Origin of the sequence: Sulfitobacter brevis, from assembly GCF_900112755.1 — a bacterium.
Taxonomy (GTDB): Bacteria; Pseudomonadota; Alphaproteobacteria; order Rhodobacterales; family Rhodobacteraceae; genus Sulfitobacter; species Sulfitobacter brevis.
On the sequence record NZ_FOMW01000012.1, the window covers coordinates 39,424 to 65,611 of the forward strand.

The following is a 26,188-nucleotide window of genomic DNA, read 5'->3' on the forward strand; positions in this document are numbered from 1 at the left end:
ACCGCCTCCGAAACGGGGCGGTTTTTTTCGTACCAGATTGGTCAGCTACCGCAAAATGGGCAAGTTGGCGATCGCCTCCCCTGCCCTGCAAGGCGCTTACTGACTTACAGTTGCGCCATAACTTCGTCGGACGCTTCGAAATTCGTGGTCACGCGCTGGACATCGTCATCATCTTCCAGCGCTTCCACCAGCTTCATCAGCTTTTCCATATTCTCCAGATCCATCTCGGTGGTGGTGGTCGGACGCCAAAGCAACTTGGTCGACTGGCTTTCCCCCAACTCCGTCTCCAAGGCATTGGACACCTCGGCCAGATCGGTATCGGCGCACCAGACAACATGTCCGTCCTCGGTGCTCTCGACATCCTCGGCGCCCGCCTCGATGGCCGCCATCATCACCGTATCAGCATCGCCGATCTCGGCGGCATAGGTCACCGCGCCCTTACGCTCGAACATAAAGCCGACGCTGCCGGTTTCACCCAGATTGCCGCCGTTCTTGGTGAAGGTCGACCGCACGTTAGAAGCGGTCCGGTTGCGATTGTCCGTCATCGCTTCCACGATCACTGCCACGCCATTGGGGCCATAGCCCTCATAGCGGATTTCTTCGTAATCCTCGCTGTCGCCCTGTACCGATTTCTTGATCGCACGGTCGATGACATCCTTGGGCACCGAGATCGCTTTTGCTTCTTTTACAGCAAGGCGCAGACGCGGGTTTTTGTCGGGATCAGGGTCGCCCATCTTGGCCGCGACAGTAATCTCCTTGGACATTTTGGAAAACATCTTTGCCCGCACCGAGTCCTGACGGTTCTTGCGATGCTGGATATTTGCCCATTTGGAATGGCCGGCCATGTTAGTCCCCGTCTGGTGAAAAAGATCGCGTCTCTATATGCCAGCCGCAACCGCCTCACAAGTCTCAGCGCGCGGCCGAGGCCGAAGTGTTTCGAAATTTCCTATCGGCCCGCCGCGTTCAAGGCAGCGCAGGCTGGCAATATACACCCGAGGGGCTACCTTCCGCCTCACCTATAGAAAAGCTAGACCAGCCTCATGACAACAGATCAGATTATTCTCTTTAGCCTCTTCGGCGCCGTCTTTGGCATGCTGCTCTGGGGTAAATTCCGCTATGACCTTGTGGCCTTTTCGGCACTGATGGCGGGCGTGGTGCTCGGCGTTGTGCCGACCAAGAATGCCTTTGACGGCTTTGGTCACCCCGCAACCCTCATCGTGGCGCTGGTCTTGATTGTATCGGCAGGGCTGGTGAGATCTGGCGCGGTGCTGCTGATCACCCGCACACTGGTGGATTCCACGCGCAGCCTTGGGGCTCATATCACCCTGATGGGGGCCATCGGTGGTGTGCTTTCGGCGTTTATGAACAACGTCGCCGCGCTCGCCCTGCTGATGCCGGTCGATATTCAGACCGCCCGCAAGGCAGGACGACAGCCCGGCCTGTCGCTGATGCCGCTCAGCTTCGCCACAATTCTTGGTGGAATGGTCACGCTGATCGGAACCCCACCCAACATCATCATCGCCTCGATCCGGCAGGAATCGCTGGGTGAACCCTTCGGGATGTTTGATTTCGCGCCCGTCGGCGGGATCGCAGCGATCGCCGGACTGGCTTTCGTCGCTCTGGTCGGCTGGCGTCTCATCCCCGCGCGCGCAGATGCCACACTCGATTCAGAAGATCTCTCTCAGTATATCGCTGAACTCACCGTGCCCGAAGACAATAAACAGATCGGCAAGCGGCTGGGCGAGCTTCAGGAAACCGCCGACAAAGCGGATGTTGCCATTCTTGGTCTGATGCGCGACGGCAAGCGGCGCTATGGCCCGTCCCGCAACACCATGCTGCGTGCCGGCGACGCCATTGTTCTTGAAGCCACACCAGACGCATTGGACGAGTTCCGCAGCACGCTTGACCTTGCCCTCGCCGATGCCGACCGCGAGGAGCGCCTGAAAGCCGATGGCGATGGCGTCGAGATCATTGAGGTCGTGGTGCCCGAAGACAGCCGCCTTAACGGTCGGACCGCGCTTTCCGTCGGGCTGGCATGGCGGCAACGCACTGTGCTGCTTGGTATTTCGCGCAGAGGGCGCAAGATCACATCGCAACTGCGCAATACCGAGATTATGGCCGGTGATATTCTGCTACTGCTGGTCCCGCGCGATACCGGTGCCCATGTTACCGACTGGCTCGGCGTGTTGCCCTTGGCGAACCGTGGCCTTGCTGTAACTGAGAACACCAAAGTCTGGCTCGCCATCGGCCTGTTCGGCGGCGCCGTGGCTGCGGCCTCCTTCGGGCTGATCTACCTGCCTGTCGCCCTCGGCCTCGTGGTGATTGCATATGTGTTGGCCAAAATCGTGCCCTTGGCCGAGCTCTATACCCATATCGAATGGCCCGTGGTGGTGCTGCTCGGCTCGATGATCCCGCTTGGCGCTGCACTCGAAACCTCTGGCGGCACCGAGTTGATCGCCGGTGCACTGGTTAACTTGACCCAAGGCTATGCCCCCTGGATCGTGCTCACCGTGCTGATGGTGGTCACCATGACCCTCTCCGATGTGCTCAACAACACCGCCACGACGATCGTTGCCGCGCCGGTCGGCATTCAGATGGCGCAAAGCCTCGATGTGTCACCGGATCCGTTCCTGATGGCCGTGGCCGTTGCCGCCTCCTCGGCCTTCCTCACGCCCATCGGTCATAAGAACAACACGCTGATCCTTGGCCCCGGGGGTTACGGCTTCGGAGATTACTGGCGCATGGGCCTCCCGCTCGAAATCATCGTTATCGCCGTCTCGATCCCCGCGATTTTGGTGTTCTGGCCGCTTTAAAATCAGCGAAAATTCTATTGATATTGAATGTTGAGGGTTCGGGGTGCGCCGCCAATCTAGCTTGGCGGCGCACCCCTATCATCTGGAGCGCTCCCGAAACCAATGCACTCCGGCCTTGCCATTCCGCCCCACCAACACTCGACATAAAAAAAGCGCGCGGTCTCCCGCGCGCTGTTAAATTTTTGGTTGTAGGGAAAGCTTAGAATACCATCTCCATCTCTTCTTCGTCTGTAGCATCCATCGGCACGTCGTCTTCCTCGACTTCGACCGTCATCAACTTAACGAAGTCTTCCACTGTAGCGGTGCTTTCAGTTTCCGCCTCCGGCTCGACGAAGCTCAGGTCTTCACTGCTATTCACACCCAACAGCTCGCCATTGCCATTCTCTGAGTTAACAACCACGCGCATTCCCGATGTATCCAGATCGGAAACCTTAAGCGGGCCGTCATCGGACCACAGTGTAAAGGCGGTCTGCGTGACCGAGCCATGTGCCGTGTCAGCCTCGGTGCCAAACTGCAGGCCAACATCAAACTTGCCACCGGCGCTGGCGCCGTTTGGCAGGGCGTCAACCCCGTCAGCTTCAGCCTGAATATCCGTCAGGAAATGGTTCGGATCATTCTCATCCGGGAAGAAGTTCAGCGATTGCAACGAACTGTCGTCGGTCAGGTTAAAGAAGAACCCGTCGATGTCCGCAGGCTCGTTGTCGTAGTTCGTCTGAAGCAGTTTGACAAAGATTTGCCCTTCAGGTGTTTCGGTGAGTTCAACAGTAATCTCATTGGGGTCACCCATTGAGAAGTTGTAGGTCACCTTTTCTGGACCGGGTTCTTCGGAGCCGCCGCCGGTACCACCGGAACCTTTGCCGGTGCCATCAGAACCGCCGCCGGTACCACCGGAGCCTTTGCCAGTTCCGTCCGAGCCACCGCCCGTGCCGCCGGAACCTTTGCCGGTGCCGTCCGAGCCACCGCCCGTGCCGCCGGAACCTTTGCCAGTCCCGTCAGAACCGCCGCCGGTACCACCGGAGCCTTTGCCAGTTCCGTCCGAGCCACCGCCCGTGCCGCCGGAACCTTTGCCGGTGCCGTCCGAGCCACCGCCCGTGCCGCCGGAACCTTTGCCAGTTCCGTCAGAACCGCCGCCGGTACCACCGGAGCCTTTGCCAGTTCCGTCCGAGCCACCGCCCGTGCCGCCGGAACCTTTGCCGGTGCCGTCCGAGCCACCGCCCGTGCCGCCGGAGCCTTTGCCAGTCCCATCAGAACCGCCGCCGGTACCATCGGAACCTTTGCCAGTTCCATCAGAACCGCCGCCCGTACCACCGGAACCTTTGCCAGTCCCGTCAGAACCACCGCCGGTCCCACCGGAGCCTTTGCCAGTTCCGTCCGAGCCACCGCCGGTACCACCGGAGCCTTTGCCAGTCCCGTCCGAGCCACCGCCCGTGCCGCCGGAACCTTTGCCAGTCCCGTCAGAACCGCCGCCGGTACCACCGGAGCCTTTGCCAGTGCCATCAGAACCGCTGCCCGTGCCATCGGAGCCTTTGCCAGTCCCGTCAGAACCACCGCCGGTACCACCGGAACCTTTGCCAGTCCCGTCAGAACCGCCGCCAGTACCATCGGAACCCTTGCCAGTCCCGTCCGAGCCACCGCCCGTACCACCGGAGCCTTTGCCGGTCCCGTCAGAACCGCCGCCCGTACCACCGGAACCTTTGCCGGTCCCGTTCGAGCCACCGCCCGTACCATCGGAACCTTTGCCAGTCCCGTTCGAGCCACCGCCCGTACCATCGGAACCTTTGCCAGTCCCGTTCGAGCCACCGCCGGTACCACCGGAACCTTTGCCGGTGCCGTCAGAACCGCCACCGGTACCATCGGAACCTTTGCCGGTGCCGTCGGAGCCTTTGCCCGTGCTGTCGGAGCCTTTGCCCGTGCCGCCGGAACCTTTGCCAGTCCCGTTCGAGCCACCGCCCGTACCACCGGAGCCTTTGCCCGTGCCGTCAGAGCCTTTACCTGTGCCATCCGACCCTTTGCCGATGGTATCTTTCAGCCACTTCGCGGCAGTATCTTTGCCCTGCACATCGCCGAACTTGCTGGCGAGAGAGCTGTCATACCATTTCGAAAACGTGGATCCTTCGACCCCGCCGTTGTGATACGATGTGCTGCCGCAAGCGTCTTTTCCGCTCGCACCGCTGTTCGCATCCCACGCGGTTTTACCGCTGGCCTTGCCGATCGTGGCTAAATTTGAAAACCTAAATGTCATACTCGCTCTCCTTGTCTAATTTCCGCTCAAAAACGAGCATGCAACGCCCCGTCGCGCTCTGCGGCCAAATTGCCGACATCGAGGGCGACGCCCCCTTCTAATCCCCGCACGGAATCCTGACTTAACTATTCAGAAGAAGGCTCTTTAGACAAACTTTTTGACAATTTTCGCCTTATTTACACCCCTACGCTGTCAGCGCTGGAAACAGTGCAATCACCGGCCCTGCATTAGCCCGATCTGGTGGCCAATAATCGCACCTTGGACTCGAATCACCTTATGCAATGCTTAAGAGGGCCTTAATATCGCCATAGTAGCGACCTAAGCCCTTGCGGCAGTGCACAGCCCGACCCGCGTGAGGACAGAAGATGGCAAAATCCGAAAAGATCACTACCAAGCAGCAGATACTCGACACGGCCGAAGCATTCTTTGGCCAGCCCGTCTCCAAAGTCAGCGCACCAGGCGGAGAGAGCCGTTCCAGCTTCCGCCTCGAGATCGGCGACCGCAGCCTGATTGCCACCCTGCGCCCTAATTTTCGCCGGACCCACCTTGAAGCCTTTGTGTTGCGCGAACTCGGCGAACATTGTTCGGATTTGCCTGAATGTATCGGCGTTTCGGGCGAAGTTTTATTTCAATCCGACGTCGGCGGGCGGCGCCTGAACGTGCATATCGCCGAGGTTGACGAAGCCCGGCAGCTTGATCTGGCCGCCGAAGCTATTGCCGCGATCTTTCGCATCCACAGTGCAGCGCGTAAAACCAAATTGCACGAGGTGCTCCCCCACCTAGGCGCGACCGACGAGTGGGTGCGCAGCTTTGTCGGCAGCATCGACAAACTCGAAGAGCTCACCGGCGCCTTGCCTAAAGACTTTGACCGCGACGCCGCCTGTGCTGCGGTCTCAGTCACCGGCCAGCAGTTCGTCAAATGGGACTGCCGCTCCGGCAATGCCGCCATCGGCACCGACGACAAACTGCGCTGGTTTGATTTTGAATACGCCGGTCTGCGCCACGGAGCCGAGGATTTCGCGTGGCTGATCGGTGATGAGGCATGGCCCATCGGACCCGAAAAGATGATCGATATCATGATCGCCAATTATGACCGAAGTACCGGCATCGCGATTGAGGATTATCTGCATTATCTCGCGATCTACATGACCTTCCACGCCACCCAGCGGCTTAACCTGATCGTGCGGGAATCGAAGAAACGTGGCTGGGCCAGCAAGCGACACATTCGCAAATACGACGATGCCGGGCGCAATCCCGATTTCGCCATGCATATCGCCGAGGTCGCCGCTTACTTCGCAGATCAGTCTACTCTGACGGCGCCGCTGGTGCGCAATTTCCTGACCGCGCGCAATGGGTTTGCCGATATCGCGGCAGAAGAAGCGCGCAAATCGGCCTGACCCCTACCAGAACATCGGAATAATCGCGCTGGCGATCAGCGACATCGACAGGTTCAGCGGGATTCCGATGCGCATAAAGTCGGTAAAGCGGTAACCGCCCGGCCCGTAAACCAGCGTATTCGTCTGGTATCCAATCGGCGTGGCAAAAGCACAGGACGCCGCAATCATCACCGCCACCACCAAGGGGCGCGGATCAATGCCAAGTGCTTGGCCAAGGCTGATCGCGATTGGAGTCATGATCACCGCCACGGCGTTGTTCGACACGATCTCGGTCAGGATTGTGGTCAGCAAGAAGACGCAAAAGATCACATAGAACGGCTGCAGCGTGCCCAGTTTTGGCGCGATGGCATCCACGATCAATGAGATCGCGCCCGAGTTCTGTAGCCCCGCCCCGACGGCGAGCATCGCAAAGATCAACGCCAGCAACCGGCCGTCCACAAAGGAAAAAGCCTCGTCGGCGTCGATGCAGCCCGTCACCAACACCAGCGCCACGGCCAGAACCGCCAGTAGCAAGATCGGCGCGACATTAAACGCCGCCAGCACCACGATCCCCACCAGAGCAGCAATCGCTATCGGTGCATGACCGCGGCGATAGGCACGTGCCGAGGGGTGGCTGACGTCAACCATATCCATATCCGCAGCAAGTCGCTGGATGTCTTCGGCAGCGCCCTCCAACAGCAGGGTATCCCCGACCTTGACGATGAGGTCGTCCAACTGTCGCCCGATGTTCTGGTTGCGACGGTGCACCGCCAACGGATAGACGCCGTAGCGCCGCCGCAGACGCATCGACCCAAGGCTGCGACCGACCATCCGGCATCCGGGTGTGATCAATGCCTCAACAGTCGTCGTCTCGACAGCCGAGAGTTGATCGACACGCTTAAGCTCTTTGTTAGCCTGAAGGCTAAGTAATTCGGTCATCTGGGTGCGCAGCACCACGCGGTCGCCGACTTGCAGTATAACAGCCTGTAGATTACGCCGCAGCGAGGTATCGCCGCGCACCACGTCGATCAGCCGCACGCCCTCACGTTTAAACAGTTGCACATCCAGCACTTCGCGCCCGACAAGGTTGGACTCTGGCGGGATCACGGCTTCGGTAAAGAACTTCATCTTGGAGCGGTCACTGAGCATATTGGCCATGCTGTCGCGATCCGGCAGCAGCTTGCGCCCGAACAGCCCCATATAGATCAGCCCCCATGCACAAACCGCGAGGCCGATAGGCATAATCTCGAAAATGCCAAAAGGCTCCATCCCCTGCGACCGCGCCACACCATCGACAAGCAGGTTGGTCGAGGTACCGATCAGGGTCAGCGAGCCACCCATGATCGCGGCATAGCTGAGCGGGATCAGCAGCTTGGATGCTTTGGTGCCCAAGGTCTGGCTAAGCTGCACGACCACCGGAATCATCACCACAACCACCGGCGTGTTGTTCATGACCGCCGAGGCCGCCATCACAGAAACAATCACGCCGACCACCGCCGTGCGCGGATGGGTGCGGGCATAGCGTTCCGCCAGCCGCGTCAGCACATCCAGCGCGCCGGTGCGCACCAGCGCGCCCATGACGATAAACATCGCCGCAATGGTCCACGGCGCCGAGTTTTGCAGCACCGCCTGCGCATCGTCGTAGGGCAGCACCCCGATCGCCAATAGCGTGGCCGCCCCGGCAATCGCCACGACCTCGGTCGGGAAGCTTTCGCGCAGGAACATCACAAACATCACCACGACCACGCCGAGGGTCAGCACAGCGCTTGTCATCGGGGAAAAGCTCAGAATATCCATGCACAGCCTGCTATTGGAAGATTACAAAACGTCAGAGGGCACTTTTGCGCATCGGTGCGACAGGGGCAAGCGCCGCCTTAGGGCGTGGCTGCACCAGATACATGCCAATGAACATCGCCGCCAGTGCCAGCCAGATCGTCGGGGCATAGGCCTCGCCCAGCATAATCCGTGCCCAGATCAGCCCGAAACCGGTCACCAGATAGCTGACTTGCACGGCAAAGATCGCCCCTGCCCGCCCCACCAGCCAGACATAGGTCGCATAGACCAACACATGGATCATTGAGGAGCCGACCAAGGCCAGTTGCGGCAACGGCAGCGGCCACACCGGTGTGATATATTGCCCGCTGATCACCATGGCCGGCGCCAGCAGCACGATCCCCGCCAGGGATGCCCCGAGCATGACCTGAAAAGGGTCCAGCCCTTCGGTCCCCCAGCGCGCGACATAGTTGCCCTCAAAGGCATAAAACACCGCGGTGCCGAGATAAATCACCGCCCAAAGCACCGGAATGTCGCGCCCGAGATCAACAGACGGCGCGAGGATAATCAGCACCCCCACCAACCCAATCATCAGCCCGACAAGACGGCGTTTGCTAAAAGTGTCATTGCCCAGTGGCAGAGCAATCGCAAAAGCAAACATCGGCACGGTGCTGAGCAGCAGCGACATGATCCCTGCAGGCAGATGTACCGCCGCCTGATAGGTAATCGTACCCGGCAGCACGGTCCCCACAAGCGCAAGGATCAGGTATAGCCGCAGTGCCCGAAAATTCAAAGGCAATGGGGTTCGGCGCAGGCCGCACGCCACGGCCATCATCGCTGCACCAATCACTACCTGCCAGAATACCAGCGGGAAATACCCGTATCCGGTGCTGACCGCGATCTTGGTCATTGGCTGGGTCGCGCCCCAGCCCGCGCCCATCAGCGTCAGCCAGAGCGCATAGAGTGCGATCTGGCCGCGTGTCACGGCGCGCTGGCCGCCAGTACCCCGCCCTGCCGGACCGGTACGATCCTCGTGGCACGGCCGGTGCGATCGTCAGTTTCGATATAGACCCCCGACAGCGTGGCCTCGCCGTTGGCAGGAGTAAACCTGTCCTTGGGCATGCCGGTGATGAAGCGCCGCAGCGGTTCGGTTTTCTCCATTCCGATGACGGAATTGTAATCGCCGCTCATCCCTGCGTCCGACAGATAGGCAGTGCCGCCCGGCAAGATCATCGCATCCGCCGTCGGCACATGGGTGTGGGTGCCGACCACAAGGCTCGCCCTGCCGTCGCACCAATGACCCATTGCCATCTTCTCGGATGTCGCCTCGCAGTGCATATCCACGATCACCGCTTGCGCCATGCCGCCCAAGGGGTGGGTTTTCAGCACCGGTTCCAGCGCCGAGAACGGATCGTCATAGGGACGCTTCATAAAAACCTGCCCCAAGGCCTGTGTGACCAGCACCTTTTTGCCGTTCTGCGCAGTAAACAGCCGCGCCCCTTTGCCGGGGGCGGACTTGGAGAAATTGAGCGGCCGGATCACCCGCGGTTCCGCTTCGATAAAACTCAACATATCTTTTTGGTCGAAGGCATGATCGCCCAATGTGAGGCAGTCGGCGCCTGCCGCCAAAAGCTCCTTTGCATGGGCCCCGGAGAGCCCCATGCCGGAGGTGGCGTTTTCGCCATTTATTACAATGAAATCAAGCTTCCAGTCTGTTCGCAGACGGGCCAGATTTTCGGTAACAGCACGGCGCCCAGCGCGGCCCATTACATCGCCAAGAAACAGTATTTTCATGCCCTAGCACTATGCCGCAAACGGCGGCGGCGCAAGGGTGCAGGCCACTGCCGTTCAGAGCCGGTTAAGAACTTGCTGATAGCCCGATTCCACAGGGTCATCGGGGATTTTTTAACATGGTAACGCGCTCATTCGTCGCTTTCGACAACGACAACTTTTCAGTCATTTCCAGTCCTAACGGGGCGCTGGTCGGCAGCGGCATCATCAACAACTCAAACACACCAGATGGCACGGTGTTCACCTATACGTCCGGTTCTCGCCGCAACATCACGATCGAGGATGACAGCACTGATCCCGATATTTTCGAAGATAACGAACTTGCCACCCATCGGATAACCGATGGTGGTGGGTTGGTGCCTGCGGGCACTTTTGCGGAGGCTGAATCGCTCATTTACGTGCGGGCGCTAGACACAGACGGCGTCCCCACGGGGCCGACGATCACACTGACAGTGCTGTCTCAGGCGGGAAACTTTTCCGACATCTGGGGCGTCTCGGCCAATTTGCCCCTCCGCGACGGGGTATCTTATGTCAAGACCGACGGCGATAATGACGGCAGCAGCCGGTACAACAGCTTTGTGACCTGCTTTGCAGCCGGCACCCGTATCGATACGCCCTACGGCCCCCGCGCCGTAGAAACGCTGCAACCGGGCGATCTCGTCACGACCCAAGAGCATGGCGCCAAGCCAGTGCGCTGGGCGGGCGGCACGCGGGTATCGGGCATGGGTAATTTTGCGCCAGTTCGCTTCTCCGCCGGGCGTCTCGGTCACGCGACCCCGCTGGAGGTATCGCCCGAGCATCGCATGTTAATCGAACATCCAGCGGCTGAACTCTTGTTCGGCAGCGCAAAAGTGCTTGTGGCTGCCAAGTTTCTGGTCGGTCTCGCTGGTGTTACCCGCGTCCCGATGGAACAAATCGCCTATTTCCACATCATGTTTGACCATCACGAGATTCTGCGCGCCGCTGGATGCTGGAGCGAAAGCTTCTTCCTTGCGGAAAATTCGCTCGGCGGGCTGGACGCGGATGCCCGTGCGGAGATGATGGCGCTATTCCCGTCCCTCAAAGCAGGCCAGCAGACATTTGGCGCCAGTGCGACTATGGTTTTAAAAGCGCATGAGGCGGAACTGCTGTGTCGTTTCCTGCAACGCGACGAGGGAGTTTTCTCGCGCTACCATTCACTGGCAGCATAATTATCGGTTGATCTCGATCACACCCGCCTCGGTAACAATCATATCCAAGGGTTGGTCGGTGGCCTCTAGCGGAAGATCGTCGACCTCCTGCCCGGCAAAGGCAAAGCCAATCGCCAAAGTCGGGCGCTTCGAGCGCAACAGTTCAAGCGTCCGGTCATAAAATCCGCCGCCGTATCCCAGCCGTCCGCCGCTGCGATTGAATGCCAACAGCGGCACAATCAGGATTTCAGGCTCAAGAAAGTCTGCCACTTCCGGTATCAAGGCACCGAAGGGTCCAGCGACCATCGCAGCATCCGGGCTCCAGCGCGAGAAGGCCAAGGGCCGCCCCGCCTGCAATATTACCGGCACCCCGACAGGACCATGCGCGCTGGCCTCGGCCATGGCGGGAACCGGATCAATCTCGGTGCGGATTGGCATAAATCCCGACAGTGGCACGCCGCGATATCCCGCCAACACGGCGCTGAGATGCGCCGCCTGCGCGGGATGGGCCGCCTCAAATAATGGCTTGCGGCACGCAAAGGCCGCTTTTCGTGCTGCCGCTTTCACTACCGCCAAGTTGCTCACAGCAATACCAACGCCGCGAGACCGAGGAAGGCAAAGAAACCGACCACGTCTGTCACGGTGGTTACAAAGGCCCCCGACGCAAGCGCAGGATCAACGCCGAAACGCTCCAGCAAGATCGGGATCCCCGTCCCCGCAAGGCCCGCAACAACCATGTTCACCACCATCGCTGTCGCGATGACATAGCCCAGCGCCGGTGAGCCGAACCAGACGATGCCGACCACTCCCATCACCGCAGCAAAAATCAGCCCGTTAATCAGCCCCACTAAACATTCGCGCCGGATCACCCGCCAAACGTTTGATCCGGTAAGATCGCGGGTCGCGATGGCCCGCACCGCAACAGTCAGACTTTGGGTCCCGGCGTTGCCCCCCATTGAGGCCACGATTGGCATCAACACCGCCAGCGCCACGATCTGCGTGATCGCCGCCTCAAATTGTGAAATCACCATCGACGCGGCAATCGCGGTCACAAGGTTCACGGCCAACCACGGCAGGCGCTGTTTCGTGGTCTCGATCACCCTATCGGACAGCGAACCTTCGCCAACCCCCGCAAGGCGCAGAATGTCTTCCTCGTGCTCTTCGTCCAGCACCGACATCGCGTCATCAATGGTGATCACGCCGATCAGCCGCCCTTCGTCATCGACAACGGGGGCCGAAATCAGGTGATACTGGTTGAAGGCATAGGCCACATCGCCCTCGTCACGCATCGCGGGAATGACCTGAAATGTGTCTTCCAGAATGTCCTTCAGCAGGGTGTCGCGTTTGGAGCGCATCAGTTTGCCCAAGGTGACATTGCCGACCGGATGCAGGCGCGGATCCACCATGACAATGTGATAGAACTGGTCCGGCAGGTCTTCCTCCGCGGTCTTGCGCAGATGGTCGATGGTCTGCCCGACGGTCCAGTGTTCGGGCGCCATCACCACTTCGCGCTGCATCAATCGACCGGCGGAGTATTCCGGCCAAGATAGCGCTTGTTCGACCGCGACCCGGTCAACGTCTTCCAGCGCGCCTAGGATGGCTTCTTGCTGGTCGTTTTCAAGGTCTTCGATAAGGTCGACGACGTCATCGCTGTCAAGCTCGCGCACCGCTTCTGACAACACCTCAGGCGTGAGGAGCGAAATGACTTCTTCGCGGATGGACTCGTGCAATTCCGACAGAATTTCACCGTCAAATTCGCGATCATAAAGCCGGATCAGCGCGGCGCGGTCATCCGCGTCTACCTGTTCAAGAAGGTCGGCGATATCGGCTGCGTGCAGCGGCTCCATCAGGGCGGTCAGCCCGGCCTGATCGCCCTCTTCAACCGCCGTCAGGATCGCGGCGACCGCCTTGCGATCAAGCGAATAGGCTTCGTTCTCGTCCTCTTCGACGGCGGCCTGTTCCAGTTCCTCGATTTGATCCGACATGCCGCGCCCCTTTTGATTTGGGGCGACCATATGCAGCGGCGGCATCGGACACAATGCCAGCAAGAACCGATTGTTCCTGTCTGGCCGGTTGCATATGGTCGCGCCATGACAAATCACACCCTGCTGACCGGCCCGACCCTCCTCTTTGAGGCAAACCCCCTGCAGACGCCGTGGCAAGCGGCGGCGCGGATCGATACCGATGGCGCGGTGCTGATCGCGCAGGGCAGGATTTTGGACGTCGGCTCCGCCCCGACCCTGCTAAAAAAGCATCCGCAAGCGCAGGTCACACGCTATGGCGCCGACCGGCTGATTTGTCCGGGTTTTGTCGATGCGCATGTGCACTATCCTCAAACCGCAATCATTGCCTCATGGGGTAAGCGGCTGATCGACTGGCTCAACAGCTATACGTTTCCCGAAGAAATGCGCCTGTCCGATCCGGCCTATGCCCAGACCATCGCAGAGCGTTATCTTGACCTGACACTGGCCCATGGCACCACCACGGTCGCGTCCTATTGCACCATCCACCCGCACAGCGTTGATGCGCTGTTCACCGCCGCGCAACACCGCAAACAGCGGATTGTGGCGGGCAAAACTTGTATGGATCGCAACGCCCCAGACGGCCTGCGTGACACGGCACAATCTGCCTATGATGACAGTAAAACCCTCATCGAGCGCTGGCACGGTAGAGGCCGCGCGACTTATGCGATCACGCCGCGTTTTACCCCAACCTCGACTGCCGATCAGCTTGCGGCGCTTGGTGCGCTCTGGGCCGAGCATCCAGAGTGCCTGATGCAAACCCATCTCAGCGAACAAACCGACGAGATCGCGTGGGTGCGCGAGTTGCATCCCGAGGCACGCGATTATCTTGATACCTACGAGGCCCATGGATTGCTGGGCGAACGGGCGGTTTTTGGCCACGTTATCCATATGGAGCCGCGTGAGATCGACCGGCTGAAAGAAACTGGCGCTTCTGTGGTGCATTGCCCGACGTCCAATACCTTTATCGGTTCAGGGCTATTTGATATGGCCCGGATGACTGCCGCGGGCATCAAGGTCGGCTTGGCCACTGACACGGGGGGCGGATCGTCGTTTTCGATGTTGCGCACGATGGCGGCGGCTTATGAAATCGGCCAATTGCGGGGCACGCCGCTGCATGCCGCGCAACTGATCTGGCTTGCCACAGCAGGTTCGGCACAAAGTTTACATCTGGGTGCACAGGTCGGCACGCTAGCCGCAGGGTATGAGGCTGATATTTGCGTGCTAAATCTCGCCTCGACCCCCGCAATCGCCCAGCGCAGCGAACAAGCCACAGACATGTGGGAAAGCCTTTTTGCGACAATCATGATGGGCGACGACCGCGCCATTGCGGACGTTTGGGTCTCGGGCCAGCGCGTGCGATAGTCGCGCTTGTATTGAAAGCGATGCGCATCCATCGGCATCGGGAGGGGGAATGCCCCCTCCCGATTTTAACGCGGCGCTTTTAGCGTTAGAATACTAGTGCCATCGAGGGCTCAGATCCCCTCGCGCAGAATCTTTGTCATTCTGTTCTGGCGCGCGATTTCGGCGCTAAGATCAAATGTGACCATCTGACCGTCGCGCACCACATCCTTGCCCTCCACGATCAGATCGCGAACCGTCGTCGGCCCTGCCAGCAACAGCGCCGCCGGATCCCAGCTTCCGGCGCTATGCACACCGCTGACATCCCAAATTGCCACGTCCGCACGCTTGCCCCCGGCAAGGCGGCCACAATCGGCACGGCCCAGCACATCGGCACCATGACGGGTTGCGAGGGTAAGCGCTTCACGCGGACTCATCGCGCTGGCGCCTTGGCTGACCCGTTGCAATAACATCGCCTGACGTGCCTCGGCCATCAGGTTGCCCGCATCGTTGCTGGCGCTGCCATCCACACCCAGCCCGACCCGCACACCCGCATCCACCATGGCGCGCACCGGGGCGATGCCAGAGCCAAGGCGGCAATTCGAGCACGGACAATGCGCAACACCCGTGCCAGTCGCGGCGAAAAGCGCGATTTCGTCAGCATCCAGTTTGACACAATGGGCGTGCCATACGTCCGGCCCGACCCAGCCGAGGCTTTCGGCATATTGCCCGGGACGGGTGCCAAAGGCTTGCAGCGAATACTGCACATCCTCGTCGTTCTCGGCCAGATGGGTGTGCATCATCACGCCCTTGTCCCTTGCCAGCACAGCAGTTTCCCGCATCAGGCTGCGGCTGACTGAAAACGGCGAACAAGGCGCCAGCCCGACACGGCACATCGCGCCTTCGTCGCGGTCGTGAAAAGCATCGACCAAACGGATGCAATCTTCGAGAATAGCTTCTTCGCCCTCCACCAATGTGTCGGGTGGCAAGCCGCCGCGACTGCGCCCGATGCTCATAGAGCCGCGCGTGGGATGAAACCGCAACCCGACGTCGCGAGCGGCATAGATCGTGTCATCCAGCCTTGCGCCATTGGGGAATAAATACAGGTGATCCGAGGACAACGAGCACCCGGATAGCGCCAGTTCGGCCAACCCGACGCGGGTCGATACCGCCATGTGGTCCGGCGTGAACTGTGCCCAGATTTTATAAAGCGTGGTTAGCCAGTCAAATAGAGGCGCATTTTGCGCTTCTGGCACGGCACGGGTCAGGGTCTGGTATAAATGATGGTGCGTATTCACCAAACCGGGCGTCACCACACATCCGTCGGCTTCAATCACCCGCCCTGCCGTGGTCAGCCCCACGCCAACTTCGATGATTACGCCGTCGCGGATGAGCACATCAGCACCCACAAGCTCGCGCGCGGCATCATCCATTGTCAGGATATAATCCGCGTTGCGGATGAGTGTTTCGGAAAAAGGTTTCATGCTACCTCGTCGGCCCGCCTCATGCATGAAACCGGTATCGATGGAAAACGGGATGAGAACCGATACACGCCCCAGTTTCGCAGGCGCATATCAGTGCGTCAAGCCAACTCTCAGAAATGCTTGAGGATTTCCAAGGCTTGCGCGTGGATTTGCGGGTTCGCCGCCGCGATGGCACGGCCCCCGCCATGGGCCGGATTGCCCTGCCAATCGGTCACTAAGCCGCCAGCCGCCTGAACGACCGCAATTGGCGCGCAGATGTCATAGGGTGCCAGCCCCGCCTCAATGACCAGATCAACCTGCCCTGCCGCGACCAGCGCGTAAGCGTAACAATCCATCCCGTAGCGGGTAAGCTGTGCCTTGCTTGCGACGGCTTTGAAACCGGCCGCATCCTCGGGCGCGCCGACTTCCGGGAAAGTCGTAAACACAATCGCCTTTGACAGATCGCGCGGGGTCATTGTGGCAAGAGTGAATTGGCCATGTGGGCCATTAAGCACCGCGCCATTTGGCGCCCCTTCGAACCGTTCGCCGATATAGGGCTGGTCGATAATCCCGTAAAAAGGGCCGTTGGCGTCGGAAAGCGCGATCAACACGCCCCAAGTCGGCGTGCCGCTGACAAACCCGCGGGTGCCGTCAATCGGGTCGAGCACCCATGTCAAACCGGAGGTGCCCGCAACTGTGCCATATTCCTCGCCCAGGATGGCATCGTCGGGCCGCTCTTTGGCAAGGATTTCGCGCATCGCCCGCTCAGCCGCGCGGTCGGCTTCCGTCACCGGATCATAGCCCCCACTCAACTTGTTATCCGCCACCAAACTGCTGGCGCGGAAATACGGCAAAACCACCGCCCGCGCCGCGTCTGCAAGCAGATGCGCGACACGGCGGATGTCGGGGTCAAAAGATGTCATGATGCGTTCAGCGCCCGTTGTCATAGCGGGTGAAGTGCCAGCTTCGCGGTTGCAATGCAAGCGCCCCGCTACAGCTAAGCGACGTCGCTAAGCACCCGTGCCAGTTCGAACAACCGGCGGCGCTGGTGTTCGGGAATCGCATAGTATGAGCGCACCAGATCCATCGCTTCCTTGTCGCCCATCAGGTCAACAGTCGCATCCCGCTTGATCGGCGCACCTCCTTCATCTTCGGATTTCAGCCCGTCGAAAAAGAATGAGACTTCGACCTCAAGCGCGTCTGCAATGTCCCACAGCCGTGAAGCACTGACACGGTTGGCACCGGTTTCATATTTCTGGATTTGTTGGAATTTTATCCCGACAATCTCGGCCAGTTTCTGTTGGGTCATGCCCGCCAGCCACCGTCGCTGACGGATCCGCTTACCAACGTGTACATCTACCTTGTGCGCCATGGTGCCTCTTCCAAACTATAAAAACGTCTAATGCCGTTGAACTGATTACGAATGCCGAATGCCTATGATCCAAACCGACCTTAACTTCGCTCGATGCAATATAGGCGGGTGATTTCTACCAGCAAATACATTTTACGTGAATATGCAAGTAAATGGTTAACATTTCTGCAACTCAAAGGATAGCGTGTTTCCGGCTCTCTTTGCCGTACGAGCCCGCAACACATACCACTATCAGAATAAATTGCCTAGTCTGCACCCTGGCGCCGCGCGCTAAGGCCCTACCCTGGCGTGAATTGATTCCACTCATAATTGAATAAAATTCTAATCTTATGGTTAATATCTCGCCTTTAGGAGCGCTGTTGGGAGCACTATCAGCTTTTAATCGCTCTCAGCCGAAGCCGCTGCGCCACGATTGTCACCGCAACGGCCATCACACAGCTCGCAGTTTAGCCGCGCCAAACGTGCTGGAAAACGCCGTGCGGAGCAATTCGGCCAGATGTAGCGCCACCTCCCCAGTCGCTGCCTGCCCGCCGTATAGGTTGATCTGTTGGCGCGGCAGTTTCGGCAAGGTGCCGCCGTGGTCGATCCGCTCCAGATAGGGCGGCTCGGTTCCTTCGATCATGGCATGGGCGGCCAAATCGGCGCTAACGGCGGCTTCGATGGTGCGGTCGCTATCGGTGTCCACGCTCATCTCCCACGGAATATCCGCGGCATCCAGGGCGGCCACGACGTCCGGTCTGAACATGCAAAAGCGGCAGAATGCCAGCCGCAACGGGCGCTGACGCCAAGCCACACCGCCCGGTGCACCAACCCAGAGCAATTCTTTCACTGCCAGTGTTTCCGCCCCACGGTCCGGTGCCGTTTCGGTGGTCAGGACCAGATCACAATCGCCCTTGGCGAACTGCTCGCGCAACACCTTTGTATGGGAGGCCTCAAGCTGCACCTTCACGCGCGGATAGGCCGCGTGAAACTGCCTGAGCACATAGGGGATCGCCGGATAAACAATGTCATGCGGCACACCGAGCCTGATCTCGCCCTCGAAAGCCTGATCGGTCAGCCGTCCGATTACCTCGTCATTCAGCGCCACCATCCGGCGTGCATAGGCCAGCAGCTGCTCACCCGAGGGGGTGAGCGCAATGGTGCGGCCCGATCGGTCCAACAGGTTCAGCCCCAGAATTTTTTCCAGCCGCTTCAACTGCATTGAGACCGCCGACTGGGTCAGGTGCAGAAATCCGGCAGCCCGCGTGACGCCGCCAGAATCGGCCACAGCAACAAAAGACCGCAGGGTCGTGATGTCGAGATTGCGCATATATCAATATCCCTGATGTGAGTCGGAACAAACATTCATTTTTATTATGTTCACGTCCGCGCCATATATCAAGCATCAGAATACAAAACGCTCAAACATCACAAAAACGAAAGGCTTCAACATGATCGCCCTGCACAACACGCAACTCGAAACCCGTTCCGCCGCCTCGCGCAAAGCCCCTCGCACTGCCCTGAATGGGCTTCTGCACCGGATTGCGGCCTGGCGCAGCCGCCGCGCGCTCGCCGCGCTCACAACCGACCAACTGCACGATATCGGCCTCTCACGCGACGCTGCGGACAAAGAAGCCCACCGCGGGATTTGGGACGCGCCCGCCAACTGGCGCTGCTAACCCGCGCAAAGCTGCGGGGTTTCGGGGAAATAGTCTTGAATATCAGGCCCACACATCCGATATTCACTACAATACCCGTGACCGAGCCTCTCGGCACGCAACTTTTGCCATATGGAGGTCATAGATGGCTGACGTGAATACAATCCGGAGCGCTGCCGGTACCCGCTCCGCTGCCATAGACGCGGGGCTGCGCGCGCATATGAACAAGGTGTACGGCACCATGTCCATCGGGATGCTGATTACCTTCGCGGCCGCTTGGGCGCTATCCGGGCTGGCGGTCACGACCGATCCTGCCGCCGGTGTCGCACAGCTCAGCGAAAGCAAATATCTGACGCAGCTTGGCTATTATCTTTATGCTTCACCGCTCAAATGGGTCGTGATGTTCGCGCCTCTGGCCTTTGTTTTCGGCTTTAGCGCGATGATCAATCGCATGTCCGCCGCCACGGCGCAGGTCGTTTTCTATGCCTTCGCAGCAGTGATGGGCGTCTCGATCAGCTCGATCTTTCTGGTCTTCACCGGCTATTCCATCGCGCAGGTCTTCTTGATCACTGCCATCGCTTTTGCGGGGCTGTCGCTTTATGGTTATACCACCAAGAAGGATATCTCCGGCTGGGGTAGCTTCCTGATCATGGGTGTCATCGGCCTGATCGTTGCGTCGATCGTGAACATCTTCCTCGCCTCTTCGGCGCTGATGTTCGCAATTTCCGCCATCGGCGTGCTGATCTTTGCGGGCCTTACCGCCTACGACACGCAAAAGATCAAGACCGAGTATCTGGCCCATGCGCATACCGGTGACAGCGAATGGTTGGGCAAAGCCGCAATCATGGGCGCGCTGAACCTCTACCTCGACTTCATCAACATGTTCATGATGCTGCTGCAACTCTTCGGCAACCGCGAATAATCTGCCGATATTTCTGATGTACGACAACGGGCCGATCCTCACAAAGGATCGGTCCGTTTCTGTTTGGCCATGCCAGACCTGCCGGCTTGTGACAAAGAGCGCGTGCGGCAAAGCCGCTCCTTTGAATGAGCTGACCCGTCAGATCCCGCCGAACAGCCGCCCGACGGCTGCCGTGACGGCCATCGCAAGAGTTCCCCACAGTACCGCACGCCTCACTGCAGGGCCCTTGGGCGCGCCGCCGAAATGCGCGCCGACGCTGCCTAGCAATACCAGAGCCAACACCGCCACACCGGCCACCACAGCGGCCCTCAACCCCATCGGAGCCACACCCACAGCCAGCAAAGGCAAACCACCCCCGACCGCAAAGGCCAGTGCCGAGGCGCCCGCCGCCTGCAACGGGTTTGCGTTGCCAGCCAGCCCGAACATCCCCAACTCTTCGCGGGCATGGGCGCCAAGCGCATCGTGATCGGTCATTTGTGCTGCGACCTCCAACGCAAGATCGCTCTCGACGCCGCGATTCTCCAGCCCTTCGGCGAGTTCGCTCAGCTCGTAATCGGGGTCTTCGATCAGCGCGACCCGCTCGCGCTCCAGATCGGCTTCCTCCACATCGGCCTGCGCGGAAACCGAGACATACTCGCCTGCCGCCATCGACAGCGCACCCGCGGTCAGCCCCGCCAATCCGGTCAGCATCACGTTGCTATGGACCATCCCCGCCGAACTGACCCCAACCAGCAGGCTGGCAGAGGAAACAATACCGTCATTGGCACCGAGCACAGCGGCGCGTAGCCAATTGCTCCGGTTGATGTAATGGCCTTCTTTGGGCATGAAAGCGCCCCCCGATAAAACAAATAGGCGCGTCCCTTACACAGGCACGCTGTGGGGCGCAATCAGCTTAGAAGGGTTCAGTGCCGATACCGGTAAATCCGACGCTATGCGAATAAGCGCCACCAAATACCGGCGACGGGGGCGGGCCGCCCAGTTGACCGGCGCAGGCCGAAACAAAGCTGATAAGAGCCACTGCAATCAGTGTTTTTCGGGTCATGGTAATTTCCTTGGCAGAGGATACCTGACAGGTATCGCCGCTCTACCCTGACAAAGCAAGCTGCACGACAGGACAGAAAGCGGCTGTGAGGGCGTGCGCTGCCTGTCAGGCATCTGACGTCCCTAGGGGATATTGTGAGCGCCTGCGCCCTGCAATCCTCTGACAGCTATCGCGAGCTGCCGTTTGACCCGTCAGGCAGCAAGACCCGGCACACCTGCCGCCACAAACGAAAAAGGCCGCGCTGCAGCGCGGCCCTTCAAGAACTAAGGTCAGGCGATCTTACTTGATCTTGCCTTCCTTGTACTCGACGTGCTTGCGGATAACGGGGTCGTACTTTTTGATGACCATTTTCTCGGTCATGGTACGCGCGTTCTTTTTGGTGACGTAAAAGTGGCCTGTACCCGCGGACGAGTTCAGGCGGATCTTGATTGTGGTTGGCTTCGCCATTGGTCTTCTCCTGCTGCACCGCCCGGCCCTGCGGGGTGCGTGAATCCTGAAGCTTGGCTTCTAAGGATGTGCGGCCCCGAGTCAACCGCTATTTCGCCCGTCGTCGCGTCCACTCCGGCAAAAACCTGCTTTTTGAGGCACCTTTCACCATTTCGCTGTAAAAGGTCGGGAAAGGTCAATTTGCGTGGAAGGCCTATAAGCCGGATTTTGTCTCCCCCGAACCGAAGTTTGAGGGTGGATGACCATTCATCTAACCACACCGTTGCCGATGCAGCTACAGCTGCCAACCCGGACCTGCTGGGGAAGAAGCATCCCCGCCCGTTGCCGAGCACGCGGTCCCTATTTGGCATTGCTCCCAGTGGGGCTTGCCCTGCCGCCCCTGTTGCCAGCGGCGCGGTGGGCTCTTACCCCACCGTTTCACCCTTACCCCAAAGTCCCCGCAGAAGCGGCTGTTCGGGGCGGTTTATTTTCTGTGGCGCTCTCCGTCGGGTTGCCCCGCCCGGGTGTTACCCGGCACCGTATCTTCTTGGAGTCCGGACTTTCCTCGACCTTGTTGCCAAGACCGCGGTCATCCAGCCTTCCACGCCCGCCTGCCCTAGCCTCGCGACCAAGTGGCGTCAATGGTGCAGCAGCACTGGCTAGGACGGCAAGGCCGCAAGATCGGCAGGCACCAGCGGCCCCTGACCTTGCGGGCGAAACCGTAGGCGCACGGCGGCCAGCAGCGTGGCGTCATCGACAGCAGCGGTAAAACCAGCCGCCTTGGCCGCTTGCCGGAACCGCTTGGCGTCAACCGCACCTTGAGGCGCGCCGACAAAACCCTGCCGCGCCAGCCCCTGAAGCGCCAGCCGCGACCAATCGAATCGCGGGCCGGGATCAATCTTGCGCCCCGGTGCGAGATCGGAATGCCCGATCACCCCTTCGGGCGGAATATCCCAGCGCGCCATGATGCCGCGCAACAGCGCTTCCAGCGCCGCCATTTGCGGTTCGGAAAACGGATGGGTGCCACGGTTATCAAGCTCGATGCCAATGGAACGGGAATTGATGTCGGTCTGCCCCGCCCATTCGCCAGCGCCCGCATGCCACGCGCGCTGGTCCTCAGCGACCATTTGTACAACGCAGCCCTTGGCAGAGATCAGGTAATGCGCTGACACCTCGGCACTGGGGTCGCACAACCGCTCAAGCGCGGCCTCAGCGCTTTGCATCGCTGTGTAGTGCAACACGATCAGCTTTGGCGTCAGCCCGTCGCGCCGCGCCCCGCAATTGGGGGACGGGCATTGCGCAATCTCGGCTGAAGGCACCGGCATTTAGCCTTGTGCGGCGCGCCGGAACGGGGTCGGATCCCAAGTGCAGGCAAAGCCGTCGCCGTCAGGGTCCATGCCCGAACGGTCCCGCTCTGGCCCACCGGCCTCCAAAAACGCGAGCTGCGCCTGATCGGCATGATTGTATTCGGAGCAGGCACGGTCGTACTTGCGCGCCTTGTTCAAGCCAACGCGGGTATAAATCTGGGTGCCGACAGCATTTTTTGTGCTCAGCGCATAGGCCACGATATTGGGGCCTGCATCTGCGCGGTTCGGCAGCGCTTCGGGCTGGATGACCTCATAGGCCGCCCGATTCGCGGCGATCCGTGCGGCATCATCCCCGATGGTGCGCTGGTCAGCGACCGCGTCAAAGTTATTCTCACGCGAAATACCAGCCGAATCAACCGCCGATGGTGCGGGATTGGACGGGCTGGCCTGAATAGGGGAAATGCCCGAATTGGTTGCCGCATTATTGCCCAGACCATTGTTGGACCCCTGACGCGTGGCTTCCAGAACCCGCGCGGTTTCTGCCGCCGTCGCCGCGGCAGAGCCGTCATTCGCCGAAGAATCAAAACCAGATGCAGAAAGCGGCGCCGAGGAAACCTCGGACGGGGCCGGAACCCCAGCCAGAGCCGCATCGCGCTGTTGCTGCTGCTGTTCAAAAGTACCGTCAAACCCCACACCGGTGCCGGAATCAGGGCCGGAGTCAGGAATAGCGGGCTGACATGCTGCAAGCGTCACGCCTGCTGCAAGAACGAAGAGTACACGTGTGATCATCTGACCTGCTTTTTCCAACTGCCGTGACCGGACATTCAAGTCCGAACGGGCTTTTACCACCATTTTTCGGGCTTGGCCACAAAACCGGCCCGTTTCTCCAACGCATAGGCGGAAGACAGCAAATCCGCCTCCTCCCATGGCCGACCGATCAATTGTAGGCCCAAAGGTAGCCCCTGACCATCCTGCCCCGCAGGCACCGAAATCCCCGGCAATCCCGCAAGGTTCACCGTCACGGTAAACACGTCATTGAGGTACATCGCCACCGGATCTGCATCGGTCATTTCACCCAATCCAAAAGCCGCCGACGGCGTGGCAGGCGTCAGGATACAATCGATACCTTGGGCAAACGCGTCCTCAAAATCACGCTTGATCAGAGTTCGCACCTTGCGCGCGCGGTTGTAATAGGCGTCATAAAAGCCCGCTGACAGTACATAGGTGCCAACCATCACGCGGCGCTGAACCTCGTGGCCGAAACCTTCAGCGCGGGTGCGTTCATACATCTCGGTGATGCCATCACCCGGTGCCAGTTTGGCACGGTGGCCATAGCGTACCCCGTCATAGCGCGCGAGGTTGCTCGACGCCTCCGCAGGCGCAATCACATAATAGGCGGGCAGCGCGTATTTGGTATGCGGCAACGAGATATCGACGATCTCCGCGCCTGCATCCTTCATCATCGCAATACCGTTCTGCCACAGCGCATCAATCTCCGCCGACATGCCGTCCATACGATATTCGCGCGGAATGCCGATTTTCTTGCCGCGCATATCCCCGGTCAACGCAGCTTCGAAATTCGGCACCGCCAGATCGACCGAGGTCGAATCCTTCGCGTCATGCCCGCACATCGCTTCGAGCATGATCGCCGCATCGCGCACGTTCTTGGTCATCGGTCCGGCCTGATCCAGCGACGAGGCAAAAGCCACCACGCCCCAACGCGAACAACGCCCGTAAGTCGGCTTGATGCCGGTAATGCCGGTAAAGGCCGCAGGCTGGCGGATTGAACCACCCGTATCCGTGCCCGTTGCGGCCAGACACAGGTCCGCCGCCACGGCCGCCGCCGACCCACCAGAGGATCCGCCGGGCGTGAGCGCCGCATCATCATTGCCACGGCGCCATGGGTTCACCGCATTGCCGTAAACCGATGTTTCGTTCGACGAGCCCATGGCGAATTCGTCCATGTTGAGCTTGCCCAGCGTCACGGCACCTGCATCCAGCAACTGCTGGCTGACGGTGCTCTCATACTCGGGAATAAACCCTTCGAGGATACGCGAGCCGGCTTGGCTCGGCACGCCTTTGGTGCAAAACAGATCCTTGATACCAATCGGCAGGCCGCACATCGCCGGCGCATCGCCGGCCTTCAGCCGCGCATCTGCCGCCTCGGCCTGCTCCATCGCCAACTCCGGCGTGTGATGCACAAAGGCATTCAACGCGCCCGCGCCCTCAATCGCCGTCAGACAGGCCTGCACCAGTTCTTTCGATGTCACATCGCCCGCACGCAGCGCATCACGCGCCTCTGCCAGCCCCAGTTTGTTCAGATTATCCATTATTCAACCACCTTCGGCACCGCAAAGAACCCCTCACGCGCATCGGGCGCATTGGCCAGCACTTTGGTCTGCTGGTCGCCGTCGTTCACCACATCCGCACGCCATCTCAGCTTTTGCGGCGTGACCGAGGTCATCGGCTCCACACCTTCCACGTCAACTTCGTTCAACTGCTCGATGAACCCTAAAATCGTGTTAAACTCCTGCGCCAAAGCAGGCAGCGCTTCGGGCTCCACCTTGATGCGGGCCAGTTTCGCCACGCGGGCGGCAGTGCTTTCATCTATTGACATGAACGGTCTCCATCTCTTTGCCCGTCCTCTACCGCCCCACGCCGCCCCTCGCAAGCCCGACGCCCCGCCACCGCTTCACATGGCCGAAAAAACTCCCGCCGGAGGCTCCCATCGCCCGCAGACCGCGCTATGATCAGCGTCAGAGGAGACGACATATGAAAATTATCTGGCTGGGCCACGGCGCCTTCCGCATCGAACTCGAAGATCAGGTCCTGTTGATCGACCCATGGCTCACGGGGAATCCAATGCTGGACGAGGGGCAACACGCTGCGGCGCTTGAAGGTGCGACACAAATTCTCATCACCCACGGCCACGGCGATCACACCGGCGATCTGGAGATGGTCGCGCAGAAAACCGGCGCACCAGTTGCGGGCATGGTCGAACTGATGGGCTGGTTCGAAGCGAAAGGTGTCAAGAACACCACCGGCTTCAACATGGGCGGCACCATTTCCTGCGGCCAAGTACAGGTCAGCATGGTGCCTGCATCGCACTCCTCCTCGGTATCTGACGAGAGCGGCCTGCAATACACAGGCGGCGAAGCAGGATTTATTATCAAAGGCGCAGGCCACACGATCTATGTCTCGGGCGACACAGGCATTATGGCCGACATGGACTGGATCGGCGATTTCTACAAACCCGACATCGGCATTCTGTCAGCGGGCGGCCATTATACAATGGGCATGGCCGAAGCCGCCTATGCCGCAAAACGGTACTTCAAATTCAAGACCGTGATCCCCTGCCACTACCGCACCTTCGGACTGCTGGAACAATCGGCGCAAGTGCTGATCGACGGGCTCCCGGATGTACAAGTGATTGAGCCGCAGGTGATGGAACCGATCACGCTGTAACGCGAAAGCTGCAAGTACTGCTTAAAAT

Annotated in this window: 25 protein-coding genes and 1 other RNA gene; 7 read left to right on the plus strand and 19 right to left on the minus strand. The window is 59.9% G+C overall.

Annotated elements, in window-relative coordinates:
• Nucleotides 1–104 precede the first annotated feature (104 nt).
• A complete protein-coding gene (locus tag BM174_RS15895; protein ID WP_093924848.1) occupies nucleotides 105–845 on the minus strand; it encodes a YebC/PmpR family DNA-binding transcriptional regulator in 741 nt (246 codons plus the stop codon).
• 195 nt (nucleotides 846–1,040) lie between these two features.
• On the opposite strand from BM174_RS15895, the gene BM174_RS15900 reads away from it, so the two are divergent.
• Nucleotides 1,041–2,813 carry an SLC13 family permease gene (locus BM174_RS15900; protein ID WP_093924849.1) on the plus strand — a complete coding sequence of 591 codons (1,773 nt, stop codon included), beginning with the start codon at nucleotides 1,041–1,043 and terminating at the stop codon, nucleotides 2,811–2,813.
• A 199-nt stretch (nucleotides 2,814–3,012) separates the two neighbouring features.
• On the opposite strand, the gene BM174_RS15905 is transcribed toward BM174_RS15900, so the two are convergent.
• Nucleotides 3,013–5,055 (minus strand): hypothetical protein, encoded by a 2,043-nt coding sequence (locus BM174_RS15905; protein WP_093924850.1) that lies wholly within the window; start codon nucleotides 5,053–5,055, stop codon nucleotides 3,013–3,015.
• A 365-nt stretch (nucleotides 5,056–5,420) separates the two neighbouring features.
• Here BM174_RS15905 and BM174_RS15910 point away from each other — a divergent pair, with 365 nt between their 5' ends.
• Nucleotides 5,421–6,452: a phosphotransferase gene (locus BM174_RS15910; protein WP_093924851.1), complete on the plus strand. Its 1,032-nt coding sequence runs from the start codon at nucleotides 5,421–5,423 to the stop codon at nucleotides 6,450–6,452.
• A 3-nt stretch (nucleotides 6,453–6,455) separates the two neighbouring features.
• On the opposite strand, the gene BM174_RS15915 is transcribed toward BM174_RS15910, so the two are convergent.
• Genes BM174_RS15915 through BM174_RS15925 form a run of 3 tightly spaced genes read right to left on the minus strand, consistent with a single transcriptional unit; the run spans nucleotide 6,456 to nucleotide 9,998 of the window.
• The gene (locus BM174_RS15915; RefSeq protein WP_093924852.1) at nucleotides 6,456–8,228 is read right to left on the minus strand and encodes an SLC13 family permease; all 1,773 of its coding nucleotides are present in this window, start codon (nucleotides 8,226–8,228) and stop codon (nucleotides 6,456–6,458) included.
• 31 nt (nucleotides 8,229–8,259) lie between these two features.
• Entirely contained in the window at nucleotides 8,260–9,189 is a 930-nt protein-coding gene (locus BM174_RS15920; RefSeq protein WP_093924853.1) for a DMT family transporter, read from the minus strand.
• A complete protein-coding gene (locus BM174_RS15925) occupies nucleotides 9,186–9,998 on the minus strand; it encodes a TIGR00282 family metallophosphoesterase (RefSeq protein WP_093924854.1) in 813 nt (270 codons plus the stop codon). The genes BM174_RS15920 and BM174_RS15925 overlap by 4 nt, the downstream gene beginning before the upstream one ends.
• A 116-nt stretch (nucleotides 9,999–10,114) precedes the next feature.
• Between BM174_RS15925 and BM174_RS15930 the strand changes: the two genes are divergently transcribed.
• The gene (locus BM174_RS15930; RefSeq protein ID WP_093924855.1) at nucleotides 10,115–11,185 is read left to right on the plus strand and encodes a Hint domain-containing protein; all 1,071 of its coding nucleotides are present in this window, start codon (nucleotides 10,115–10,117) and stop codon (nucleotides 11,183–11,185) included.
• Here the strand turns inward: BM174_RS15930 and BM174_RS15935 are convergent, their stop codons facing one another.
• The gene (locus BM174_RS15935) at nucleotides 11,186–11,749 is read right to left on the minus strand and encodes a 5-formyltetrahydrofolate cyclo-ligase (protein ID WP_093924856.1); all 564 of its coding nucleotides are present in this window, start codon (nucleotides 11,747–11,749) and stop codon (nucleotides 11,186–11,188) included.
• Entirely contained in the window at nucleotides 11,746–13,149 is a 1,404-nt protein-coding gene (mgtE, locus tag BM174_RS15940) for a magnesium transporter (protein WP_093924891.1), read from the minus strand. Before mgtE ends, BM174_RS15935 begins: the two co-directional genes overlap by 4 nt.
• A gap of 105 nt (nucleotides 13,150–13,254) precedes the next feature.
• On the opposite strand from mgtE, the gene guaD reads away from it, so the two are divergent.
• On the plus strand, nucleotides 13,255–14,550 hold the full coding sequence (gene guaD, locus BM174_RS15945; RefSeq protein ID WP_093924892.1) for a guanine deaminase: 1,296 nt from the start codon (nucleotides 13,255–13,257) through the stop codon (nucleotides 14,548–14,550).
• 110 nt (nucleotides 14,551–14,660) lie between these two features.
• Here guaD and BM174_RS15950 read toward each other — a convergent pair whose 3' ends face one another.
• The 4 genes from BM174_RS15950 to BM174_RS15965 form a co-directional block, all read right to left on the minus strand.
• Nucleotides 14,661–16,010 (minus strand): 8-oxoguanine deaminase, encoded by a 1,350-nt coding sequence (locus BM174_RS15950; protein WP_093924857.1) that lies wholly within the window; start codon nucleotides 16,008–16,010, stop codon nucleotides 14,661–14,663.
• 110 nt (nucleotides 16,011–16,120) lie between these two features.
• Entirely contained in the window at nucleotides 16,121–16,912 is a 792-nt protein-coding gene (hisN, locus tag BM174_RS15955; RefSeq protein ID WP_093924893.1) for a histidinol-phosphatase, read from the minus strand.
• Between the two features lie 74 nt (nucleotides 16,913–16,986).
• Nucleotides 16,987–17,361, minus strand: a complete 375-nt coding sequence (locus BM174_RS15960) for a helix-turn-helix domain-containing protein (protein ID WP_093924858.1) — start codon at nucleotides 17,359–17,361, stop codon at nucleotides 16,987–16,989.
• 430 nt (nucleotides 17,362–17,791) lie between these two features.
• Nucleotides 17,792–18,670, minus strand: a complete 879-nt coding sequence (locus BM174_RS15965) for a LysR family transcriptional regulator (RefSeq protein WP_093924859.1) — start codon at nucleotides 18,668–18,670, stop codon at nucleotides 17,792–17,794.
• A gap of 121 nt (nucleotides 18,671–18,791) precedes the next feature.
• Between BM174_RS15965 and BM174_RS15970 the strand changes: the two genes are divergently transcribed.
• Both BM174_RS15970 and BM174_RS15975 read left to right on the plus strand, forming a co-directional pair.
• Nucleotides 18,792–19,019: a DUF1127 domain-containing protein gene (locus BM174_RS15970; protein WP_093924894.1), complete on the plus strand. Its 228-nt coding sequence runs from the start codon at nucleotides 18,792–18,794 to the stop codon at nucleotides 19,017–19,019.
• Between the two features lie 124 nt (nucleotides 19,020–19,143).
• Nucleotides 19,144–19,920, plus strand: a complete 777-nt coding sequence (locus BM174_RS15975; RefSeq protein ID WP_093924860.1) for a Bax inhibitor-1/YccA family protein — start codon at nucleotides 19,144–19,146, stop codon at nucleotides 19,918–19,920.
• A gap of 138 nt (nucleotides 19,921–20,058) precedes the next feature.
• Here BM174_RS15975 and BM174_RS15980 read toward each other — a convergent pair whose 3' ends face one another.
• The 8 genes from BM174_RS15980 to gatC all read right to left on the minus strand — a co-directional run bounded on the left by BM174_RS15980 (nucleotide 20,059) and on the right by gatC (nucleotide 25,312).
• Nucleotides 20,059–20,745, minus strand: coding sequence for a VIT1/CCC1 transporter family protein (locus BM174_RS15980; protein WP_093924861.1), 687 nt, complete (start codon nucleotides 20,743–20,745; stop codon nucleotides 20,059–20,061).
• A 67-nt stretch (nucleotides 20,746–20,812) separates the two neighbouring features.
• The gene (locus tag BM174_RS21120; protein WP_177209503.1) at nucleotides 20,813–20,962 is read right to left on the minus strand and encodes a hypothetical protein; all 150 of its coding nucleotides are present in this window, start codon (nucleotides 20,960–20,962) and stop codon (nucleotides 20,813–20,815) included.
• A gap of 279 nt (nucleotides 20,963–21,241) precedes the next feature.
• The gene (rpmG, locus tag BM174_RS15985; protein WP_005852281.1) at nucleotides 21,242–21,409 is read right to left on the minus strand and encodes a 50S ribosomal protein L33; all 168 of its coding nucleotides are present in this window, start codon (nucleotides 21,407–21,409) and stop codon (nucleotides 21,242–21,244) included.
• 180 nt (nucleotides 21,410–21,589) lie between these two features.
• Nucleotides 21,590–21,993, minus strand: an RNA gene (rnpB, locus tag BM174_RS15990) — RNase P RNA component class A.
• 54 nt (nucleotides 21,994–22,047) lie between these two features.
• Complete coding sequence (locus BM174_RS15995) at nucleotides 22,048–22,713, minus strand: N-acetylmuramoyl-L-alanine amidase (protein WP_093924862.1); 666 nt, start codon at nucleotides 22,711–22,713, stop codon at nucleotides 22,048–22,050.
• Nucleotides 22,714–23,484, minus strand: a complete 771-nt coding sequence (locus tag BM174_RS16000) for a hypothetical protein (protein ID WP_093924895.1) — start codon at nucleotides 23,482–23,484, stop codon at nucleotides 22,714–22,716.
• A 53-nt stretch (nucleotides 23,485–23,537) separates the two neighbouring features.
• Nucleotides 23,538–25,025 carry an Asp-tRNA(Asn)/Glu-tRNA(Gln) amidotransferase subunit GatA gene (gene gatA, locus BM174_RS16005; protein ID WP_093924863.1) on the minus strand — a complete coding sequence of 496 codons (1,488 nt, stop codon included), beginning with the start codon at nucleotides 25,023–25,025 and terminating at the stop codon, nucleotides 23,538–23,540.
• Nucleotides 25,025–25,312 carry an Asp-tRNA(Asn)/Glu-tRNA(Gln) amidotransferase subunit GatC gene (gene gatC / locus BM174_RS16010; RefSeq protein WP_093924864.1) on the minus strand — a complete coding sequence of 96 codons (288 nt, stop codon included), beginning with the start codon at nucleotides 25,310–25,312 and terminating at the stop codon, nucleotides 25,025–25,027. Before gatC ends, gatA begins: the two co-directional genes overlap by 1 nt.
• 155 nt (nucleotides 25,313–25,467) lie before the next feature.
• Between gatC and BM174_RS16015 the strand changes: the two genes are divergently transcribed.
• Nucleotides 25,468–26,160: a metal-dependent hydrolase gene (locus BM174_RS16015; protein ID WP_093924865.1), complete on the plus strand. Its 693-nt coding sequence runs from the start codon at nucleotides 25,468–25,470 to the stop codon at nucleotides 26,158–26,160.
• Nucleotides 26,161–26,188: the final 28 nt, after the last annotated feature.

Coding starts and splice junctions, on each gene's coding strand:
- BM174_RS15895 (WP_093924848.1), bottom strand. CDS start 845: ATGGCCGGCCATTCCAAATGGGCAAATATCCAGCATCGCAAGAACCGT.
- BM174_RS15900 (WP_093924849.1), top strand. CDS start 1,041: ATGACAACAGATCAGATTATTCTCTTTAGCCTCTTCGGCGCCGTCTTT.
- BM174_RS15905 (WP_093924850.1), bottom strand. CDS start 5,055: ATGACATTTAGGTTTTCAAATTTAGCCACGATCGGCAAGGCCAGCGGT.
- BM174_RS15910 (WP_093924851.1), top strand. CDS start 5,421: ATGGCAAAATCCGAAAAGATCACTACCAAGCAGCAGATACTCGACACG.
- BM174_RS15915 (WP_093924852.1), bottom strand. CDS start 8,228: ATGGATATTCTGAGCTTTTCCCCGATGACAAGCGCTGTGCTGACCCTC.
- BM174_RS15925 (WP_093924854.1), bottom strand. CDS start 9,998: ATGAAAATACTGTTTCTTGGCGATGTAATGGGCCGCGCTGGGCGCCGT.
- BM174_RS15930 (WP_093924855.1), top strand. CDS start 10,115: ATGGTAACGCGCTCATTCGTCGCTTTCGACAACGACAACTTTTCAGTC.
- mgtE (WP_093924891.1), bottom strand. CDS start 13,149: ATGTCGGATCAAATCGAGGAACTGGAACAGGCCGCCGTCGAAGAGGAC.
- guaD (WP_093924892.1), top strand. CDS start 13,255: ATGACAAATCACACCCTGCTGACCGGCCCGACCCTCCTCTTTGAGGCA.
- BM174_RS15950 (WP_093924857.1), bottom strand. CDS start 16,010: ATGAAACCTTTTTCCGAAACACTCATCCGCAACGCGGATTATATCCTG.
- hisN (WP_093924893.1), bottom strand. CDS start 16,912: ATGACATCTTTTGACCCCGACATCCGCCGTGTCGCGCATCTGCTTGCA.
- BM174_RS15960 (WP_093924858.1), bottom strand. CDS start 17,361: ATGGCGCACAAGGTAGATGTACACGTTGGTAAGCGGATCCGTCAGCGA.
- BM174_RS15965 (WP_093924859.1), bottom strand. CDS start 18,670: ATGCGCAATCTCGACATCACGACCCTGCGGTCTTTTGTTGCTGTGGCC.
- BM174_RS15970 (WP_093924894.1), top strand. CDS start 18,792: ATGATCGCCCTGCACAACACGCAACTCGAAACCCGTTCCGCCGCCTCG.
- BM174_RS15975 (WP_093924860.1), top strand. CDS start 19,144: ATGGCTGACGTGAATACAATCCGGAGCGCTGCCGGTACCCGCTCCGCT.
- BM174_RS15980 (WP_093924861.1), bottom strand. CDS start 20,745: ATGCCCAAAGAAGGCCATTACATCAACCGGAGCAATTGGCTACGCGCC.
- BM174_RS21120 (WP_177209503.1), bottom strand. CDS start 20,962: ATGACCCGAAAAACACTGATTGCAGTGGCTCTTATCAGCTTTGTTTCG.
- rpmG (WP_005852281.1), bottom strand. CDS start 21,409: ATGGCGAAGCCAACCACAATCAAGATCCGCCTGAACTCGTCCGCGGGT.
- BM174_RS15995 (WP_093924862.1), bottom strand. CDS start 22,713: ATGCCGGTGCCTTCAGCCGAGATTGCGCAATGCCCGTCCCCCAATTGC.
- BM174_RS16000 (WP_093924895.1), bottom strand. CDS start 23,484: ATGATCACACGTGTACTCTTCGTTCTTGCAGCAGGCGTGACGCTTGCA.
- gatA (WP_093924863.1), bottom strand. CDS start 25,025: ATGGATAATCTGAACAAACTGGGGCTGGCAGAGGCGCGTGATGCGCTG.
- gatC (WP_093924864.1), bottom strand. CDS start 25,312: ATGTCAATAGATGAAAGCACTGCCGCCCGCGTGGCGAAACTGGCCCGC.
- BM174_RS16015 (WP_093924865.1), top strand. CDS start 25,468: ATGAAAATTATCTGGCTGGGCCACGGCGCCTTCCGCATCGAACTCGAA.